Annotated in this window: 16 protein-coding genes; 5 read left to right on the top strand and 11 right to left on the bottom strand. The window is 73.0% G+C overall.

All coding sequences use genetic code 11. The annotated features are described in order from the left end of the window. Window positions 1-12: 12 nt before the first annotated feature. From ACZ3X1_RS24585 to ACZ3X1_RS24575, 3 genes are read right to left on the bottom strand one after another with little or no spacing between them, the layout of a single operon-like run. Window positions 13-720, bottom strand: a complete 708-nt coding sequence (locus ACZ3X1_RS24585; protein WP_356810464.1) for a GNAT family N-acetyltransferase — start codon at window positions 718-720, stop codon at window positions 13-15. A gap of 33 nt (window positions 721-753) precedes the next feature. Then, window positions 754-3,114 (bottom strand): IucA/IucC family protein, encoded by a 2,361-nt coding sequence (locus tag ACZ3X1_RS24580; RefSeq protein ID WP_467280982.1) that lies wholly within the window; start codon window positions 3,112-3,114, stop codon window positions 754-756. A gap of 20 nt (window positions 3,115-3,134) precedes the next feature. Then, a complete protein-coding gene (locus tag ACZ3X1_RS24575; RefSeq protein ID WP_467281062.1) occupies window positions 3,135-4,484 on the bottom strand; it encodes a diaminobutyrate--2-oxoglutarate transaminase family protein in 1,350 nt (449 codons plus the stop codon). Between the two features lie 306 nt (window positions 4,485-4,790). Between ACZ3X1_RS24575 and ACZ3X1_RS24570 the strand changes: the two genes are divergently transcribed. Continuing rightward, entirely contained in the window at window positions 4,791-5,960 is a 1,170-nt protein-coding gene (locus tag ACZ3X1_RS24570; protein WP_356810466.1) for a trypsin-like serine peptidase, read from the top strand. 110 nt (window positions 5,961-6,070) lie between these two features. Here ACZ3X1_RS24570 and hflX read toward each other — a convergent pair whose 3' ends face one another. The 6 genes from hflX to miaA all read right to left on the bottom strand — a co-directional run bounded on the left by hflX (window position 6,071) and on the right by miaA (window position 14,032). Next, window positions 6,071-7,576: a GTPase HflX gene (hflX, locus tag ACZ3X1_RS24565; RefSeq protein WP_362631050.1), complete on the bottom strand. Its 1,506-nt coding sequence runs from the start codon at window positions 7,574-7,576 to the stop codon at window positions 6,071-6,073. 132 nt (window positions 7,577-7,708) lie between these two features. Continuing rightward, window positions 7,709-9,196, bottom strand: coding sequence for a M1 family metallopeptidase (locus ACZ3X1_RS24560; protein ID WP_356810468.1), 1,488 nt, complete (start codon window positions 9,194-9,196; stop codon window positions 7,709-7,711). A 101-nt stretch (window positions 9,197-9,297) separates the two neighbouring features. Continuing rightward, window positions 9,298-11,379, bottom strand: a complete 2,082-nt coding sequence (locus ACZ3X1_RS24555; protein ID WP_362631054.1) for a RelA/SpoT family protein — start codon at window positions 11,377-11,379, stop codon at window positions 9,298-9,300. Window positions 11,380-11,519: 140 nt separating this feature from the next. Beyond that, window positions 11,520-12,395 (bottom strand): diaminopimelate epimerase, encoded by an 876-nt coding sequence (gene dapF, locus ACZ3X1_RS24550; RefSeq protein ID WP_467280981.1) that lies wholly within the window; start codon window positions 12,393-12,395, stop codon window positions 11,520-11,522. Window positions 12,396-12,448: 53 nt separating this feature from the next. Beyond that, a complete protein-coding gene (locus ACZ3X1_RS24545; protein WP_356810508.1) occupies window positions 12,449-12,961 on the bottom strand; it encodes a hypothetical protein in 513 nt (170 codons plus the stop codon). Window positions 12,962-13,093: 132 nt separating this feature from the next. After that, a complete protein-coding gene (gene miaA / locus ACZ3X1_RS24540) occupies window positions 13,094-14,032 on the bottom strand; it encodes a tRNA (adenosine(37)-N6)-dimethylallyltransferase MiaA (RefSeq protein ID WP_356810471.1) in 939 nt (312 codons plus the stop codon). 227 nt (window positions 14,033-14,259) lie between these two features. Between miaA and ACZ3X1_RS24535 the strand changes: the two genes are divergently transcribed. Both ACZ3X1_RS24535 and ACZ3X1_RS24530 read left to right on the top strand, forming a co-directional pair. Further along, entirely contained in the window at window positions 14,260-14,427 is a 168-nt protein-coding gene (locus ACZ3X1_RS24535) for a gliding motility protein (RefSeq protein ID WP_362631057.1), read from the top strand. Window positions 14,428-14,450: 23 nt separating this feature from the next. Continuing rightward, the gene (locus tag ACZ3X1_RS24530) at window positions 14,451-14,696 is read left to right on the top strand and encodes an antitoxin (RefSeq protein ID WP_030027316.1); all 246 of its coding nucleotides are present in this window, start codon (window positions 14,451-14,453) and stop codon (window positions 14,694-14,696) included. 114 nt (window positions 14,697-14,810) lie between these two features. On the opposite strand, the gene ACZ3X1_RS24525 is transcribed toward ACZ3X1_RS24530, so the two are convergent. Together ACZ3X1_RS24525 and miaB are read right to left on the bottom strand one after the other, a co-directional pair. Further along, window positions 14,811-15,533: a class III extradiol dioxygenase subunit B-like domain-containing protein gene (locus ACZ3X1_RS24525; RefSeq protein ID WP_356810473.1), complete on the bottom strand. Its 723-nt coding sequence runs from the start codon at window positions 15,531-15,533 to the stop codon at window positions 14,811-14,813. Between the two features lie 69 nt (window positions 15,534-15,602). After that, on the bottom strand, window positions 15,603-17,126 hold the full coding sequence (gene miaB / locus ACZ3X1_RS24520; protein WP_362631060.1) for a tRNA (N6-isopentenyl adenosine(37)-C2)-methylthiotransferase MiaB: 1,524 nt from the start codon (window positions 17,124-17,126) through the stop codon (window positions 15,603-15,605). 16 nt (window positions 17,127-17,142) lie between these two features. On the opposite strand from miaB, the gene ACZ3X1_RS24515 reads away from it, so the two are divergent. Continuing rightward, the gene (locus ACZ3X1_RS24515) at window positions 17,143-17,268 is read left to right on the top strand and encodes a hypothetical protein (protein ID WP_467280980.1); all 126 of its coding nucleotides are present in this window, start codon (window positions 17,143-17,145) and stop codon (window positions 17,266-17,268) included. A gap of 32 nt (window positions 17,269-17,300) precedes the next feature. Beyond that, window positions 17,301-18,296, top strand: a complete 996-nt coding sequence (locus ACZ3X1_RS24510; protein ID WP_467280979.1) for a TAXI family TRAP transporter solute-binding subunit — start codon at window positions 17,301-17,303, stop codon at window positions 18,294-18,296. Window position 18,297 lies beyond the last annotated feature (1 nt).

Raw genomic sequence — 18,297 nt, 5'->3', positions numbered from 1 at the left:
GCGGGGCGGCGATCAGAGGAGGTTGCGCAGCACCCGCTCCCGGACCATCAGGGCGGCGCGCTTCTCGGGAAGGTCGATTTCCGCATGGCAGCGGAAGCCTGAGCCGAGGAAGGCCGATACGGAGGGGGTGTTGCGGATGTCCGGTTCCGCGACGACGCGTGTGCAGCGGGGGCGGTTGCCGAGTACCAGGTCGGCGACGGCACGGAGCAGGGCCGTGCCCAACCCGCGTCCGCGGTTCGTGCCGTCTCCGATGAGCAGGTGGATACCGGTGTCGTGGGGGCGCGCCGGGTAGTGGCGGGAGAGCGGGTCGAGGTCGGCCCTGTAGATCTCCCAGTAGCTCATCGGCGTGCCGTCCAGGAGGCCGAGGCAGGGGATGCTCCGGCCGTTGCCGTCGATCTGCGACCGCAGGTGGGCCGCGGTGACCTCGGCGGGGCCGGCAAGCTCCCAGTAGGCGGCCACTTCGGGATCGTTCATCCAGGCGGTGAGGAGCTCCAGGTCTCGGCCCGGCCGTACGGGTTCGAGGCGGAAGGCGCCGGCCCGGGTGGCGACGCTCCCCCACGTGGCCGGTGAGTCGAGCAGGTCGGCCTCGGCGAGCAGGGGCAGCAGGTCGGCGTTGAGGCGTTGTGCGGTGGTGTGCCGGCGCGCGCCGAAGGCGTTGGCCGCGTCATCGGCGTCGAGGCCGGGTGCGGCGGGATCGGCGGCGGTGTCCGTGAGGCGCATCGGGGGCTCTCCTCCGCGTCGGGCGCCGACGCGTCAATCGTGAAGGGGGTTGGTGATGGTGACGTAGACGGACTGGGTGTCGACGGGGCCGACCAACTCGTCGAGACCGCCCAGGCGGGTGAGCAGGTTCGCCTTGCAGCGCAGGGTGGGCGAGTCGAGCAGCCGCGTGGGGAGCGGGCCGAGGCCCGCGGCCTTGGCGAGGAAGCGGCGGAAGGCGGCGAGGAGGACGCGTTCGTCGGCGAGGCGCTGGGAGCCGAAGGCACCGATCAGGCCGAGCACGTTGTTGATGCCGAGGTAGTAGGCGAAGCGTTCGTCGGTGACGGAGTCGGAGACGAAGGTGTCGCTGCGGCCGCCGATACCGGGCAGCCGTTGCTCCAGCTCCGCGCGGCGGGATTCGCGGAAGTAGTAGCCCTGGTTGTCGCGGTAGCGGCCGCCGGTGGGCCAGCCGGCCGGGTCGAGGAGCACCAGCGTGTTCTGCTGGTGCGCTTCGAGGGCGATACCGGCGAGGGCGTCGAAGGCGAGGACGGGCAGGACCACGTGGTCGAGGTAGCGCAGGAACCACTCGGCGGCGACGGCTGAGGTGGTGTGTCCGGTGGCGGAGGCGAGACCGGTGACGATCTCGGCGAGCCGGGAGCTCATGGTGGTCCGGCCGGGCCATGGGCGGGGAGAGGTGAGCGCGGCGACGCAGACGGCGTCGTCGCCCGAGCGGAAGGGGTTGTGACGGAGCAGGGCGTCGAGACCGGCGACGGGGGTGCCGTCCGGGGCGTCCACGGCCACCCAGGCCGGGTCGCGGACGATGTCGAAGCCGGGGTGGGCCGCCTGCCACTGCTCGGCGAGGCCGGTGCGGAGCAGCCGGTGCACTTCCACGCCTCGGTGGAGTTCCTTGCGGAGGTTCTCGCGGCGGGAGTTGGTGATGCGCAGGGCCAGGGAGAGCTTCAGCATCGCGGGGGCGCCCGGACGGTGGACGGTGCGGACGGAGGAGGTCGGGTACCAGGCCTCGCCGTGCGGGCCCAGGTCGTGCAGGAGTCCCGCGTCGTGGAGGGCGGTGACGGAGGGGCGCTGGAGGAGTTCGCGGGCCTGCCAGGGGTGCAGGGGAAGGGGGGTGGTGCCGTCGGGCAGCGGAAGTCCGGGGGCGAGTCGGCCGAGGAGTTGCGGCGCGGAGACGGGGCGGCCGCGCTCGGTCCAGGCAGATTCGGTGGCGAGTGCGGAGGGGTCGACCGCGAACCAGTGCAGGGGGAAGGAGCCGTGGAGTTCGGGTGAGTAGTGACGGGCCTCGGTCTCGGAGAGTCCTTCGCGGCTCTTCGGGTCCGGCTGGAGGGGGTGGCCGAGGAGAAGTGACTGTTCGGCGGTGAGGAAGCGGTCCCCGCAGGCGGGGGCCGGGGCGGTGGGACGCTCTCGCCGGTCGGCGATGAACTCGGTGGTACGGCGCACCGAGTCGGCGACCCGGCCGACGAGGTCGGAGCTGCCGCGGCCGTCGCCCGCACCCTCACGGGCGATGAGGGCGGCGAGGGTGACGGCGTCCAGGCACGGCGCGGTGGCGGCGGTGCCTTCGAGGCGAGCGGGGCCGAAACGGTGCCAGCCCGCATGGGACCAGTGGCGGACACCGACCAGCACGGCGGTGCCCGATGCGGGAAGGGGGATGCGCAGGGGGCTGTCGGCGGGGCCGTCGGGGCGGTGGAGTCCGGATTCGCGGACCCAGCACCTCAGGAGGTTCTCCACCGCCGCTGCTTCGGCGGCGAGGGCCGGGTCGGGGTGGTCCAAGGGGTCGGGTCCGGCGGTCGGTTCCGGTCGGACGAAGCCCGGCCAACCGGTGCGGGCTCTGGGGGTGCCGTCCTTCTGCCGCGGCACGGTGGCGGTCGCCGCGGTGTCGGCGGCGGGCTGCGGGGACGGCACCACTGGGGTCGACTCGGGCGTCGGGGGGTGAGCGGCCGTGATCCCGTCAGCGTGGGCGTCGATGTGGGCGTCGGCGGCGGCGCGGTGTCCGGTGGCCGGCTCGGCCACCGGGCTGTGCGGGTCGGTGGCCTGGACGTGCTCCCCGCGACCGGGGGTGGGGGCGGCGGGTGATGCCGTCGCACCGGCGGCCGGGGCGGGCGCGGTGGGCGGCTGCGCCGGGGCAGGGTCCCGCACGGGGTCGGCGGCGGGCGCGGGTGCGGCGGCGGGCGCCGGGGCCGGCTGTCCCGGGGCGGCGGCTGCGGGCTCGGGGTGCGTCGGCGCCGTACGGACCGGGTCGGGCAGTGGTTGCGGGTCGGCCGGCCCTTCCGGGGCGGTCGCGGGCACGGAGATGGCAGAAGCCGCCTTGTCCGCAAGGGGGTTGGGGCGGACCGGTGTGCTCGGCGTGAAGGGCGCGGTCGGGGTGAGGGGAGTGGTCGGGGTGGACTGGTGCGGCTCTGGCATCACGGGTCCTCCGGTGCGGGTCAGCGGGTCCGGCGGGCGGCGGCCGGGATGGCGTCGGCCAGGCGGTCGAGGACCGCCGCGACCTGCTCGTCGGTCAGGGTGAGCGGGGGGAGCAGGCGGACCACGGCGCTGTGGCGGCCGCCGAGTTCGACGATCAGGCCGCGTTCCAGGCACTCCTGGCGGACGGCCTCTGCGACGGCGGGTGCGGCGGCCCCGGTGTCGGGATCGACGAGTTCGAGGCCGATCATCAGGCCGCGGCCCCGGACGTCCCCGATGCAGGGGTGGCCGGCGGCCAGGCCGCGCAGCGCCGCCGTCATCCGGTCGCCGAGGACGGCGGCGCGTTCCGCGAGCCGGTTCTCGCGGACGAAGGCGAGCGTGGCGGTGCCTGCGGCCATGGCGAGCTGGTTGCCGCGGAAAGTGCCTGCGTGGGCGCCGGGTGCCCACACGTCCAGGCCCGACCGGTACACGATCACCGCGAGGGGCAGGCTGCCGCCGATCGCCTTGGACAGGACCATCACGTCGGGCACCACCCCTGCGTGGTCGACGCCCCAGAAGGCTCCGGTCCGGCCGACCCCCGTCTGGACCTCGTCTGCGATGAGGGGGATCCCCCGCGACGCGGTGATCTCCCGCATGCGGCGCATCCAGCCGTCCGGGGCGGGGTTGACCCCGCCCTCGCCCTGCACGGGTTCGACGATCAGGCCGGCGGGCAGGGGGATGCCGCCCTTGGGGTCGTCGAGAAGGTTCTCCGTCCAACGTGCGGCGAGTTCGGCTCCCTCGGGGCCTCCGACGCCGAACGGGCAGCGGAAGTCCTGCGGGTAGGGAAGCCGGGTGACGCGTCCCTCGGCAGCGCCCCCCGAGGCTTCCAGGGCGCCGGCGGTCATGCCGTGGTAGGCCCCGGTGAAGGCGAGCAGTCCGGAACAACCGGTTGCGGTGCGGACCAGTTTGAGGGCGGCTTCCACGGCGTCCGTGCCGGCGGGTCCGCAGAACTGGATGCGGGCGTCGGCGGCCAGCGCCGGCGGCAGGTTGGCGAACAGCTCGGTGGTGAAGGCGTCCTTCACCGGTGTCGCGAGGTCCAGGACGTGGAGCGGCGCACCCGAGTCGAGGACACCACGGACGGCTTCCAGCACCACCGGGTGGTTGTGTCCGAGGGCGAGGGTGCCGGCGCCGGAAAGGCAGTCGAGGTAACGCCGGCCGTCGGCACCCTCGATGGTCAGCCCGCGGGCCCGCACCGGGACGATGGGCAGGGAGCGGGCATACGTCCGGGCTGCGGACTCGCGCTGCGCCTGCCTGCGCAGGATGCCGTCGTGACCTGCTGCGCGGCCGGTCTGCGGCGGTACTTGCGGCGGCACTCGGGGGGTTGCTTGCGGCACTGTCCGCGGCAATCCCGGCGGCGGGGTCTGTGTCGCGGCCGCCGCCCCGGCCGGCTCGGTGTGTGCCACGAGTGTCGCTCCTCCCGCACTGATTTCACTTACGGATTGCGCTTCGAACACCAACGCTCCCCCCTCCCCCGTACGTACCAACGACGGTGACGGCGACGGATCACGGGTGGGCGCAAGATCCTTGGTACTCAAGAAATGAGCAAAAGGAACCGCTGACCCAGGCTGTGTCGTCCTCGGCGGCAGCGGCATAGTGGGGGGCTCCACTCCACGCCTCGAACCTCCAGGGGGACGAACGACATGCGACCGAACCGACCGGTCACCGCGACGCTGTGCGCGGCCGCCCTCGTGCTGACCGCCGCTGCCTGCGGCCCCGGCGACGGGGAGGCCGGCGCCGACGCCAAGCCGACCGTGGCGGCGAGCCTGCCGAACACGGACGGGATCAAGATCCCGGACCAGCTCAAGCAAAAACTCAAGGAACGCGGCATCGACCTGGAGAAGTGGAAGGGGGGTGAGTGGAAGAACTGGAAGCAGGAGGACTGGCTCCGCGAGGCGGGCGACTACATAAATCCGGTCATCGAGGACCTCTGGGACCCGGACCGCATGCGTGACGCCGAGCAGCCGCAGCGCCCGTCGGTCGACCCGGACGCGGGCAAGGACCAGGGCGTCACCGACCCGACCCCGGCGCCGGTGGCGGCCAAGCCGGCCAACGCGCCCTACCACAAGAGCGTTCCGGAGTCCGGCAAGGTCTTCTTCGACGGCCCCGAGGGCTCGATGGTCTGCTCGGCGACCGTCGTCAAGGACCCCGCCCACCCCGGCAAGTCCAACATGGTCTGGACCGCCGGGCACTGCGTGCACGCGGGCAAGGCGGGCGGCTGGTACCGCAACATCGCCTTCGTGCCCTCCTACAACAACGCCGGCAAGCCGTCGGCGCAGCTCAAGGGCGCGCCCCGCGAGCAGGTGGCCCCGTTCGGCGTGTGGTGGAGCGACTGGGCGCAGACCTCCGACCAGTGGATCGCGACCGGTGGTCCGACCGGCGGCGCGGGCGCTCCGTACGACTTCGCCGTGCTGCACGTGACGCCTGAGAAGGGCAGTGGCAAGTCCCTTGAGGAGACGGTCGGTTCGGCACTCCCGGTGGAGTTCGCCGCGCCCGCCGTGCCGAAGGTCGCGAGCCTGACGGCAACGGGTTACCCGGCGGCGGCCCCGTTCGACGGCCAGAAGGCCTTCCAGTGCACGGACAGGCCGGGACGGCTGACCCTGAGGGCGAACGAGCCGGTGATGTACCGCATCGGCTGCACGATGACCGGGGGCGCCTCCGGCGGCGGCTGGGTCGCGGCGGGCGCCGACGGCAAGCCGGCGCTGGTGTCGAACACCTCGATCGGCCCGGCCAAGGCGGGCTGGCTGGCCGGACCGCGGCTGGGTCCGGAGGCGAAGGGCATCTTCACCGCGGTCAGCAACAAGTTCAAGTAGGCGGCAGCCGGTAACCGGCCGCCGCCGGCGGCGGACCGCCCGGAGCGATGACGAACGGCTGAGGGCCCCCTGCACACCGCAGGGGGCCCTCGGTCTTCAGAAGCCCGGGACTACTGCTTCGCCAGCGCGTACGGCGCCAGGTCCGCTGCCAGTTCCTGGTGGACGCGCGCCTTGAGCAGGGTGCCCTCCGGGGTGTGTTCCTCGGAGATCACCTCGCCCTCGGCGTGCGCCTTGGCGATCAGAGAGCCACGCGTGTACGGGACCAGGGCCTCCACCTCGACCTCGGGCCGCGGCAGCTCGGAGTCGATGAGCGCGAGGAGTTCCTCGATGCCCTGGCCCGTCCGCGCCGAGACGGCGATGGAGTGCCGCTCGATCCGCAGCAGCCGCTGCAGGACGAGCGGGTCCGCGGCGTCCGCCTTGTTGACCACCACGATCTCGGGCACGTTGACCGCGCCGACCTCGCGGATGACCTCGCGGACCGCCGCCAGCTGCTCCTCCGGCGCCGGGTGCGAGCCGTCCACGATGTGCAGGATCAGGTCGGAGTCGCCGACCTCCTCCATCGTGGAGCGGAAGGCCTCGACGAGGTGGTGGGGCAGGTGCCGGACGAATCCGACCGTGTCGGCCAGGGTGTAGATGCGGCCGCTCGGCGTCTCGGCCCGGCGCACGGTCGGGTCGAGGGTGGCGAACAGCGCGTTCTCCACCAGCACGCCCGCGCCCGTGAGGCGGTTGAGCAGCGAGGACTTGCCCGCATTGGTGTAGCCGGCGATGGCGACCGAGGGCACCTTGTTGCGGCGCCGTTCCTGCCGCTTGATGTCACGGCCGGTCTTCATCTCCGCGATCTCCCGGCGCATCTTCGCCATCTTCTCGCGGATCCGTCGCCGGTCGGTCTCGATCTTGGTCTCACCGGGGCCTCGGGTGGCCATGCCGCCACCGCCGCCGCCGCCCATCTGCCGGGACAGCGACTGACCCCAGCCGCGCAGTCGCGGCAGCATGTACTGCATCTGCGCGAGCGCGACCTGCGCCTTGCCCTCTCGGGACTTGGCGTGCTGGGCGAAGATGTCAAGGATCAGTGCGGTCCGGTCGACCACCTTGACCTTGACGACGTCTTCGAGGGCGATGAGCTGGCCGGGGCTGAGCTCACCGTCGCAGACGACGGTGTCGGCGCCGGTCTCCATGACGATGTCACGCAGCTCGCGGGCCTTGCCCGAACCGATGAAGGTGGCCGGGTCCGGCTTGTCGCGGCGCTGGATCACGCCGTCGAGGACGAGGGCACCGGCCGTCTCGGCGAGGGCCGCGAGCTCCGCGAGGGAGTTGTCCGCGTCCTGCACCGTGCCGGAGGTCCAGACACCTACGAGGACGACGCGCTCCAGGCGGAGCTGTCGGTACTCGACCTCGGTGACGTCTTCGAGCTCGGTGGAAAGGCCGGCCACGCGGCGCAGGGCCGCGCGCTCGGAGCGGTCGAACTGGTCGCCGTCCCGGTCTCCGTCGATCTCGTGGCTCCAGGCGACGTCCTCTTCCATCAGGGCGTCGGCCCGAAGGCCCTCGGTGAAGCTCTGCGGGTCACGCACGTCCCGTGCGTCCCGCTCGTCCTGGGAAGGGGAAGAAGAGGAGGTCATTGGATCCTTACGTCGATTCGAATAGCGGTGTCACGCCTGGCGGGACACGTTGGCTGTCTCGTCCAACGTGTCACACGGCCCGGGGATTCCCCGAACGGACCCGTCGATGGTGACATGCCCGTTCCTCGGCGGTCACACCCTTTTCCCGGCGGGCGCGGTCTTGCCCGGGGCCGTCCTGTCCGCCGCCGGCGGCGCGCTCCACTCCGGGTGCCCCGGCATCGGCGGGGTCTTCGTCCCGTACAGCCACGGCTCCAGGAAGTCTCCGAGGTCGCGGCCGGCCTCCTGCGAGGCCAGGCGTACGAAGTCGGCCGTGCCCGCGATCCCGTCCCGGTACTGCGCGACCCAGCGACGCTGGATGCGGTCGAAGGCCGGGGCGCCGATCTCCTGCCGCAGTGCGTAGAGGATCAGCGCGGAGCCGTCGTAGACCACCGGCCGGAACAGCCCGATCTTCTCGCCGGGCGCGGCGGCCTTTGGGGCGGCCGGGGGGCCGCCCGCCGCCCGCCACTGGTCGGAGCGCTGGTACGCCTCGCGCATGCGCCGCTCCAGGGAGTACTTGCCGAGCCCGTCCGCGTACAGGGCCTCGTACCAGGTGGCGTGTCCCTCGTTGAGCCACAGGTCGGACCAGGTGCGCGGAGTGACGCTGTCGCCGAACCACTGGTGGGCGAGCTCGTGGACCATCACCGACTCGACGTACCACTCCGGATAGCCGTCGCCGGAGAACAGGCTGCTCTCGAAGAGCGAGAGGGTCTGCGTCTCCAGCTCGAAGCCGGTCGTCGCCCGTGCGATCAGCACCCCGTAGTTCTCGAAGGGGTAGCGGCCGACCCGCTCCTCCATCCACTCGATGTGGCCGGCGGTCTTCTTCAGCCAGGGGTCGAGCCGCTGCCGGTCGGCGGCGGGGACCACGTCGCGCAGCGGCAGCCCGTGCGGTCCGGTCCCGTGCACGACGGCGGAGCGGCCCACGGAGACCTGGGCCAGCTCGGTGGCCATCGGGTGCCTGGTCCGGTACGTCCACGTCGTCGAGGGGCCCGTGCGCAGGGCAGGGGCCACCTGGTAGCCGTTGGCGACGGCCGTCAGCCCGGCGGGGGCGCTGATGCGGAAGGTGAAGAGGGCCTTGTCGGCGGGGTGGTCGTTGCAGGGGAACACGCGGTGGGCGGCGTCCGCCTGGTTGGCCATGGCCAGACCGTCCTCGGTGGGCACCCAGCCGCCGTCCGCGCGGCCGCGCGGGTCACTGGTGTGCCGGACCGTGATGCGCAGCGGGCCGCCGTCCGCCACCGCGCGGCGCGGGGTCAGCACGAGGTCCTCCCCGACGCTCTCGTACCGTGCGGGTTCCCCGTTGACCTCGGCGGACGCCACCTTGCCGTGCGTGAAATCGAGGTTGATCCGCTCCAGCGGCGCCGTCGCCCGGGCGTCGATCACGGTGACCGCGTCGAGGGGGCTCTTGTTGTCCTTGTACGTGAAGGACAGGTCGTACGAGAGGACGTCGTAGCCGGGGTTCCCCAGCTCGGGGAAGAGCCGGTCGCCGATGCCCAGGGGCTTCGGCGGGGGCAGGACCGCGGCGACGAGGGTCAGGGAGGCCGCGGCGAGCAGGGCGGCGCGCAGGCGGGGGGAGGAGAGCTGCATCCACCACCGCTTACCAGCGCACGCGGCGGGGCCGGGTACGGCGCGCGACGGGTCCACCCGAACGGGGTCTTCCGAACGGGACCTTCCGGCGCCGTACCGGTCTAGGCGCGGCTGACGTCGTACACGCCCGGTACGTCCCGCATGGCGCGCATCAGGGCGGGGAGCCCGGCCGCGTCGGGCAGCTGCAGGGTGTAGGTGTGCCGGACCCGGCCCTCGACCGGGGGTTCCACGGTCGCGGAGACCACCTCGACGCCCTCGTGTGCGATGGCCTCGGTCAGGTCCGCCAGCAGATGGGGGCGGCCGAACGATTCAGCGAGCAGGGTGACCCGGCAGTCGGCGGTCGCCCGCCAGTGCACGGCGACGGAGGTGCGCCCGACGGCGCGCATCTGCGCCACGGCCGCGCAGTGGATGCGGTGCACGGTGACGGCTCCGCCGCGGACCAGGAAGCCGGCGACGGCGTCCGGCGGCACCGGGGTGCAGCACCCGGCCAGCCGTACGGTGGCGTCCGGCAGGTCGGCGACGGCGTTGGCCCCGCCGCCCCGGGCTCCGACCACCGACAGCGGTGCCCGCGCGGCCGTGGTGGTGGCCATGGCGCGGTCGGGGTGGGTCTCCAGCCAGCTGCTGATGGCGATGCGGGCGGCGGGTGTCCGGGCGTGGTCCAGCCATTCGGCCGCCGGTCCGGAGGAGGCGTCCTGGGCGAGCAGCAGCTGGACGGTGTCGCCGTCGGACAGCGACGAGGACAGGGAGGTGAGGCGCCCGTTGACGCGGGCGCCGATACAGCTGTGGGCCGCTTCGCCGTGCTGCGCGTAGGCGGCGTCGATACAGCTGGCTCCGGCCGGGAGGCCCAGGGTGCCGCCGTCGGCCCGGAACACGGTGATCTCGCGGTCCTGTGCCAGCTCGGCGCGGAGCACGGTCCAGAAGGTGTCGGGGTCGGGGGCGGACTGCTGCCAGTCGAGCAGCCGGGACAGCCAGCCGGGCCGGGTGGGGTCCACCCGCTCCTCGTCCGGGTCGGCGGCGGCGTCCGGCGTGGCGGTGGCGTACGGGTTGCCGAGCGCGACCACGCCGGCCTCGGCGACGCGGTGCATCTGCCGGGTGCGCACGATGACCTCGGCGACATACCCCTCGGGGGTGGCGACGGCTGTGTGGAGGGACTGGTACAGGTTGAACTTCGGGGTGGCGATGAAGTCCTTGAACTCCGATACGACCGGGGTGAAGCAGGTGTGCAGCTCGCCGAGCACGCCGTAGCAGTCGGCGTTCTCGCCGACGAGTACCAGGATGCGGCCGAAGTCGGAGCCGCGCAGCTCGCCGCGCGAGCGGGCGATGCGGTGCACGGAGACGAAGTGCCGCGGCCGGACCTGCACTTCGGCGCTGATGCCCGCCTCCCGCAGGACGGCCCGTACGGAGTCGGCGATGCCGGGCAGCGGGTCGCGTTCGCCGGCGTGGGCGGCGATGAGGGCGCGGGTGCCCTCGTACTCCTCGGGGTGCAGGATCGCGAAGACGAGGTCTTCCAGTTCGGTCTTGAGGGCCTGCACGCCGAGCCGTTCGGCCAGCGGGATGAGGACGTCGCGCGTGACCTTGGCGATGCGGGCCTGTTTCTCGGGGCGCATCACGCCCAGGGTGCGCATGTTGTGCAGCCGGTCGGCGAGTTTGATGGACATCACGCGGACGTCGTTGCCGGTGGCGACGAGCATCTTGCGGAAGGTCTCCGGTTCGGCGGCGGCGCCGTAGTCGATCTTCTCGACCTTGGTGACGCCGTCGACGATGAAGCAGACCTCGTCGCCGAACTCGGCCCGGACCTGATCGAGGGTCACGTCGGTGTCCTCGACGGTGTCGTGGAGCAGAGAGGCCGTCAAGGTCGTGGTCTCGGCGCCCAGTTCGGCGAGGATGAGGGTAACGGCGAGCGGATGTGTGATGTACGGCTCACCACTTTTCCGCATCTGGCCGCGGTGGGAGCTCTCCGCGAGGAGGTAAGCGCGCCGCAGAATGGACATATCGGCGTCCGGATGGTGGGCGCGGTGCGCCTCCGCGACGTGGCCGATCGCGTCCGGGAGGCGGTCCCGGGACGTCGGCCCGAGCAGCGCCGCGCGCCCGAGCCGGCGCAGATCGATCCTGCTCCGGCCCCGTCTGCGGAGCTCAGGGCGCGCTTCGGGGTGTGCTTCGGGGTTCGTGGCCTCTGCACTCATGGGCACCTCCGGCGGCTTCGACCGGCGGTGGCGGGCATGGGGTGCGCCCTCAGGGCCGGTGCCTGATGTTACCGACCCCACCACGTGGCGCAGTCCACCTCTCGCACAGCGTGAAACGGATCACCCATTAGAGGGAAGCTTCAGGAGAAAGCCGTTTCGGTGAGCCAGGCCGCGTCGAACTCACCGGCGGCCACGATCACGGCCGGGCCGGTCATGTCGATCCGGCCGTCGGGGTGTTCGGTGATGACGAGCGTTCCGCCGGGGAGGTCGACGGTGTACGTGGCCGGTTCGCCGGTGGCTGCGGGGTCCGCGCCGTCACGGCGGATGGCGGCCACGGCGACGGCGCAGGCGCCGGTGCCGCAGGAGCGGGTCTCGCCGGAGCCGCGCTCGTGGACGCGCATGGCGACGTGCCGGGGGCCGCGGTCGACGACGAACTCGACGTTGACACCCGTCGGGTAGGCGGACGCCGGGCTGAACGGCGGGGGGGTGAACAGGTTCCCTGCGTCGTCGAGGCTGTCGACGAACGCGACCGCGTGCGGGTTGCCCATGTTCACGTTGCGGGCGGGCCAGCTGCGCGGTCCGACGCTGACGGTGACCTCGCCCTCGGGGAACGCGGCACGACCCATGGAGACGGTGACGTCGCCCCCCTTGTCGAGGTGCACGCGCTTGACGCCGCCGCGCGTGGCGACGGCGAGGTCGCCAGGTTCGACGTGGCCGGCGTACTGGAGGTAGCGGGCGAAGACGCGCACGCCGTTGCCGCACATCTCGGCGACGGAGCCGTCGCTGTTGCGGTAGTCCATGAACCACTCCGCCTCGTCGGCCAGGTGCGCCGCCTCCGGGTGCGCGGCGGACCGGACGACGTGCAGCACCCCGTCACCGCCGATTCCGGCGCGCCGGTCGCAGAGCTTCGCGACGGCGGAGGCGGGCAGCTCGATGGCGTTGTCGGGGTCCGGGACGATCACGAAGTCGTTCTCGGTGCCGTGGCCCTTGAGGAAGGAGAGGGTGGTCTGCGTCACCCGCCCATCGTACCCAGCCGCAGCTCAGAGGGGCCGGAGCGTCCGAGGGGCGGTCAGCGGAGCCGGGCCACCCGGTACACGGCGAGGCCTACGACGACCAGCGCGACCGCGGCGTACAGCGCGGCCATGCGCCAGTCGGGGCGGCGGCCACTCCCCCGGGCCGGAAGCCCGGGCCAGGTGTAGCCGACCCGTCGGGCGGCCATCATCCCCCAGCCTCCGGCGCAGCAGCTGATGAGGAAGCCGAGCATGGCGACCACGGCTCCGCCGTCGCCGAACTCGAAGGCGAGGGGGAAGGCGAACATCAGCGAACCGGCGGCGGCGAGCATCACGATGGGGGCGATCTGCCACACGCGCAGGCGGCGCTGCGGCCGCAGTTCGACCTCGAACTCGGGTCCGGCGGCCGCCTCGGCCTCGGCGGTGTCCGGGGCGTCCGGGCCGTCGGGGGTCAGCCGCGCGGGGTCGGCGGGCAGCCCGAGGCCCGCGGGTCCGTCCGCTCCGCCGAGAAGCATCGGGTCCGCTTCCCGCCGGGTGTCGTCCCGCCCGGTGTCGCGAGGGCCGGCCTCCATCGCCACGCGCCCTCCCCACTCGGACTCAGTACGCCGCCATGCTTCGCAGGTGATCGCACCCGCTGGAGTTTGATGATGGCACGCCCTCAGCCCCGCTACGGGCGCCCGGAGCGTCCCGATGCCATCACGTGATCAGGCTGTAACCGCTCGTTCGACCAACGACTGCGCGAGTCCGGGGAGTTCCGCCCGGTCGGCGGCGGCCCCGCTGAGCCAGTGGACCCGCGGATCGCGGCGGAACCAGGAGTCCTGCCTGCGGGCGAACCGCTTGGTCGCCCGCACGGTCTCCGCCCGGGCCTCGTCCTCGGTGCACTCGCCGGCGAGCGCGGCGAGCACCTGCTGGTAGCCCAGTGCCCTGGAGGCGGTGATCCCGTCGCGCAGCCCGCGGGCCTCCAGCTCGCGGACCTCGTCCACGAGGCCGTCCTCCCACATCCGGTCGACGCGCAGGGCGATCCGCTCGTCGAGCTCGGGCCGGGCGACGTCGACGCCGATCTGGACGGTGTCGTAGACGGACTCGTGGCCGGGCAGGTTCGCGGTGAACGGCTTGCCGGTGATCTCGATGACCTCCAGCGCGCGGACGATGCGGCGGCCGTTGCTGGGCAGGATCGCCCGGGCTGCCTCGGGGTCGGCGGCGGCGAGCCGGGCGTGCAGGGCGCCGGGGCCGCGCAGCGTGACCTCTTCCTCCAGCCGGGCGCGGACCTCGGGGTCGGTGCCGGGGAACTCCATGACGTCCAGAGCACCGCGGACGTACAGGCCGGATCCGCCGACGAGGACGGGGGTGCGGCCCTCGGCGAGCAGTCTGTCGATCTCCAGCCGGGCCAGCCGCTGGTACTCGGCGACGTTGGCGGTGTCGGTGACGTCCCAGATGTCGAGGAGGTGGTGCGGGACACCGCCGCGCTCCTCGGTCGTCAGCTTGGCGGTGCCGATGTCCATCCCCCGGTAGAGCTGCATGGAGTCGGCGTTGACGACTTCGCCGTCGAACCGGCGGGCCAGGGCTACGCCCAGGTCGGACTTTCCTGCCGCGGTGGGACCGACGACGGCGATGACCCGCGGGGCGGGGGCTGCATTCCTCACGGCCCCAGTCTCGCAGCCCCCGGTCAAGACACGCTCATGTACCCGATCGAGCTACGTGACGGGGTGGGGGCGAGGTCGTTGCCCTGGCGAGGTTCCGGCCGGGCGTACGCCGTGCGTACGCCCGGCGCAGGCAGGTTCGGTGAACGCGGAACTTCATTCGCACGCGTAACGTTACGGGAGTAGACATGGGCGTTTTTGATCGGTTTTTCCGTCGTAAGGGCGAGGCCGTGACCGAGGAGGTCGCGGCCGCGGCTCCGGCGGCGGAGTCCGGTGCGGCGGACGAGGCCGAGCCTGCTGTCGCGGAGGGCGAGCCGGCGGAAGCCGCGGAGATCCCCAAGCAGCAGTCGGCCGAGGTGGCCGCGGACAGCGAGGCCGGCGAGGGCGCCCGTACGTAGCGAACGCCAACGGAAGGTGACCCATGGGCCTGCTGGACAATCTGAAGGCCAAGCTCGCTCCGGCGAAGGACAAGGTCGGCGACCTCGCGCACCAGCACGAGGGCAGGATCAGCGAGGGTCTGGACAAGGTCGCCAAGGCCGTGGACTCCAAGACCAAGGGCAAGTACAGCGGCCAGATCACGAGCGGGACGGGCAAGGCGAAGGACGCCCTGGGAAAGATCGCGCACAAGGACGCCCCCGGCGGCCAGACGCCGCCGGCCGCCTCCTGACGCGCTACGGGAACGCCGAAGGGGCGCGGAACCAGCTGATCCTGGTTCCGCGCCCCTTCGGCGTTCCCGGGCCCGTGGGCCGCCCGTGCGGCCTGCCCCGGGCCTGACCGGACGCTACGACCAGGCGGCGACGAAGTACCCCACGCCGTACGGGGCGTCCTCGTACAGCAGCCGTCCGGCGAGGTCCGCGCCCTCGGCGGCGCCGGCCAGCACCTGCCAGGGGGCGCGCCCGGCGGCCTGGAGTTCGGCGGCGAGTCCGGCGTCGATCGCGGCGAGCGCGGCCACGTCCGCGGTGCCCAGGGCGCGGGCGGCGGCCGCGTCGAAGCCCGCGGCGCGCTCGTCCAGGTAGCCGGGGGCCTTGAGGGTGCGGCAGGCACTGCCGTCCCCGACGACCAGCATGGCCACGCGTTCGGCGGAACGGCCCAGGTCCGCTCCGAGCAGGCCGCAGCCGCTGGGCGGGAGGTCCTCGGCGACGGCCACTCCGGCGACCGGGGCGGCCGCCCAGCCGGCCCGACCGAGCAGCCAGCCCGCGACCGCGAGGGAAGCCGGCAGGGCGGCCCCGGTGGCGTGGCCGCTCGGCGGTTCGCCCAGCTCGGGGCCGAGGGTGACGGTCAGGTCCACGCCGAAGCCGGCGAAGCTGCCGGGCGTGCCCTGGTCGTACCCGCCGCCCTCCTCCGCGGCCCCGACCACGACCAGCAGGTCGGGCCGGGAGGCGGCGAGCACCGCGAGCGCATCGGAGCAGGCGGTGCGGGCGTCGGCGAGTTCGGCGGCGGCGCCCGCGGCGACCTCCGGCACGAGCAGCGGCGGGGCGGGACAGACGGCGGCGGCTACGAGCATGATCCGCAGCCTAGCCGGACCGCGGCACCGGAGCCTCGGGAGGACCGGGCCCTCAGGGGCACCGGAGCCTCAGGAGGAGGCGGGCACCGAGCAGCCCGAAGCGACGGCCGGCAGGGGCGTCGGGACGCCCAGCGTCGGGATGCCGAGCATGACGCCCGCCGGCTGGGCCGGGGCGGCGTTGCGCTTCTCCCAGGCGTCGCCGGCGCGGGTGCGCCGCACCGTCAGCGTCGGGCCCTCGGCCAGCAGGTGGTGCGGGGCCGCGTAGGTGATGTCCACGGTGACCACGTCACCGGGGCGGACCTCCTGCTCCGGCTTGGTGAAGTGCACCAGGCGGTTGTCGGGGGCGCGGCCGGAGAGGCGGTGCGTGGCGCCGTCCTTGCGCCCCTCGCCCTCGGCGACCATCACCTCCAGCGTGCGGCCGACCTGCTTCTTGTTCTCCTCCCAGGAGATCTCCTCCTGGAGGGCGACCAGGCGCATGTAGCGGTCCTGCACGACCTCCTTGGGGATCTGCCCGTCCATGTCGGCGGCGGGGGTGCCGGGCCGCTTGGAGTACTGGAAGGTGAAGGCGTTCGCGAAGCGGGCCTCGCGCACCGCGTGCATCGTCTGCTGGAAGTCCTCCTCCGTCTCGCCGGGGAAGCCCACGATGATGTCCGTGGAGATCGCGGCGTGCGGGATCGCGGCGCGGACCTTCTCGATGATGCCGAGGAAGCGCTCCTGGCGGTACGAGCGGCGCATCGCCTTCAGGATCGGGTCCGAGCCGGACTGCATCGGCATGTGCAGCTGCGGCATCACGTTCGGGGTCTCGGCCATCGCCGCGATCACGTCGTCCGTGAAGTCGCGCGGGTGCGGCGAGGTGAAGCGGACCCGCTCCAGGCCCTCGATCTGGCCGCAGGCGCGCAGGAGCTTGCTGAAGGCCTCGCGGTCACCCAGGTCGGAGCCGTAGGCGTTCACGTTCTGGCCGAGCAGGGTGATCTCCGAGACGCCCTCGGCGACCAGCGCCTCCACCTCGGCGAGGATGTCGCCGGGCCGGCGGTCCTCCTCCTTGCCGCGCAGCGCCGGGACGATGCAGAAGGTGCAGGTGTTGTTGCAGCCGACGGAGATCGAGACCCAGGCGGCGTACGCGGACTCGCGGCGGGTCGGGAGGGTGGAGGGGAAGGCCTCCAGCGACTCGGCGATCTCGACCTGCGCCTCCTCCTGGATGCGGGCGCGCTCCAGCAGCACGGGGAGCTTGCCGATGTTGTGCGTACCGAAGACGACGTCGACCCAGGGGGCCTTCTTGACGATCGTGTCGCGGTCCTTCTGGGCGAGGCAGCCGCCGACGGCGATCTGCATGCCGGGCCGCTTCGTCTTCATCGGGGCGAGCCGGCCGAGGTTGCCGTACAGCTTGTTGTCGGCGTTCTCGCGGACCGCGCAGGTGTTGAAGACCACGACGTCGGCGTCGCCGTCGGAGCCCTCGGGCGCGCGGACGTAGCCGGCGTCCTCCAGCAGACCGGAGAGCCGCTCCGAGTCGTGCACGTTCATCTGGCACCCGTAGGTGCGCACCTCGTAGCTTCGCTTCTCGTCCACTGCCTGGCTCCGGTCGCTGCTGGTCATGCAACAAGGGTAGGTGGTGGACGGGAGCCCTCAGGCCGCCGTGCGCCCGGTCACCCGGCGGGACCCGGCCGAACCGGACGAGCCGCAGGCCAAGGGGTCGGCGGCGGTCGCGGGCGGGGGCCGCGGACGGCCCGCGCCGTGACAGGACGGCGGCCGGGTGGCAGGATCGCGCGCATGCCTCTCGTACCGCCCCGGATCAGCAGGCGCCACGCCCTGCGGGTCCTGGTGGCCGTACTCGCCGTGCTCGGCGTCCTCACGTGGTGGCTGAAGCCCTTCGGGAAGCCGGAGCTGCAGGGCGAGCTGACCGTCAGCACGGGCGCGCGGACGGGGGTCTACCACCGGTACGGGCAGCTCCTGCAGCAGGCACTCGGACAGGACATGCCCGGGGTGGACGTCGAGCTGGTGACCAGCGAGGGATCGCAGGAGAACCTGAAGCGGCTGGCCACCGGGGAGGCGGACTTCACCGTGGCCACGGCGGACGCGGTCGCCCAGTACCGGCTCGACGGGAAGCCGGGCGCGGACCTGCTGCGCGGATGCGCGCGGCTCTACGACGACTACGTGCAGCTGGTGGTGCCGGCCGGATCCCCGGTGCAGTCGGCGCGGGACCTGCGGGGCAAGCGGGTGGCGATCGGCCAGCCCGGTTCCGGCGTGCGGCTGGTCACGGAGCGGCTGCTCACCGCGGCCGGCATCGACCCCGTCCTGGACCTCACGCCGGTGTCCATCGGCATCGACACCATGCCGACCGAGCTGGAGGCGGGCCGGATCGACGCCTTCTTCTGGTCGGGCGGCCTGCCGACGAACGCGGTGCGCGAGCTGTCCGAGCGCTTCGACGTCCGGCTCGTGCAGCTCGGCGACCTCGTGGAGCAGCTCCAGGGGAGCGGGAGCCCGGCGCGCTACTACCGGACGGCCGTCATGCCGCAGGACGCGTACAGCCGGGCGCGCAACACCAGCGCGGTGACCACCCTGGCCGTGCCGAACCTGCTGGTGACCACGGCCAAGGCCGACCCCGGGCTGACCGAGCAGCTGACCCGGACGGTGATCGCCAGCCGCGACAAGGTCGGGCGCGCGGTGCACGCGGCGCAGCTGGTGGACCTGCGCACGGCGATCTACACCGATCCCCTGGAGCTCCATGAGGGAGCCGGCCGGTACTACCGGTCCGTCAAGCCCTGAC

The sequence above is a fragment of the Streptomyces sp. NPDC023541 genome, assembly GCF_055559995.1.
The sequence above is the reverse complement of the archived record's forward strand: the minus strand, read 5'-3'. Positions and strand labels throughout refer to the sequence as shown.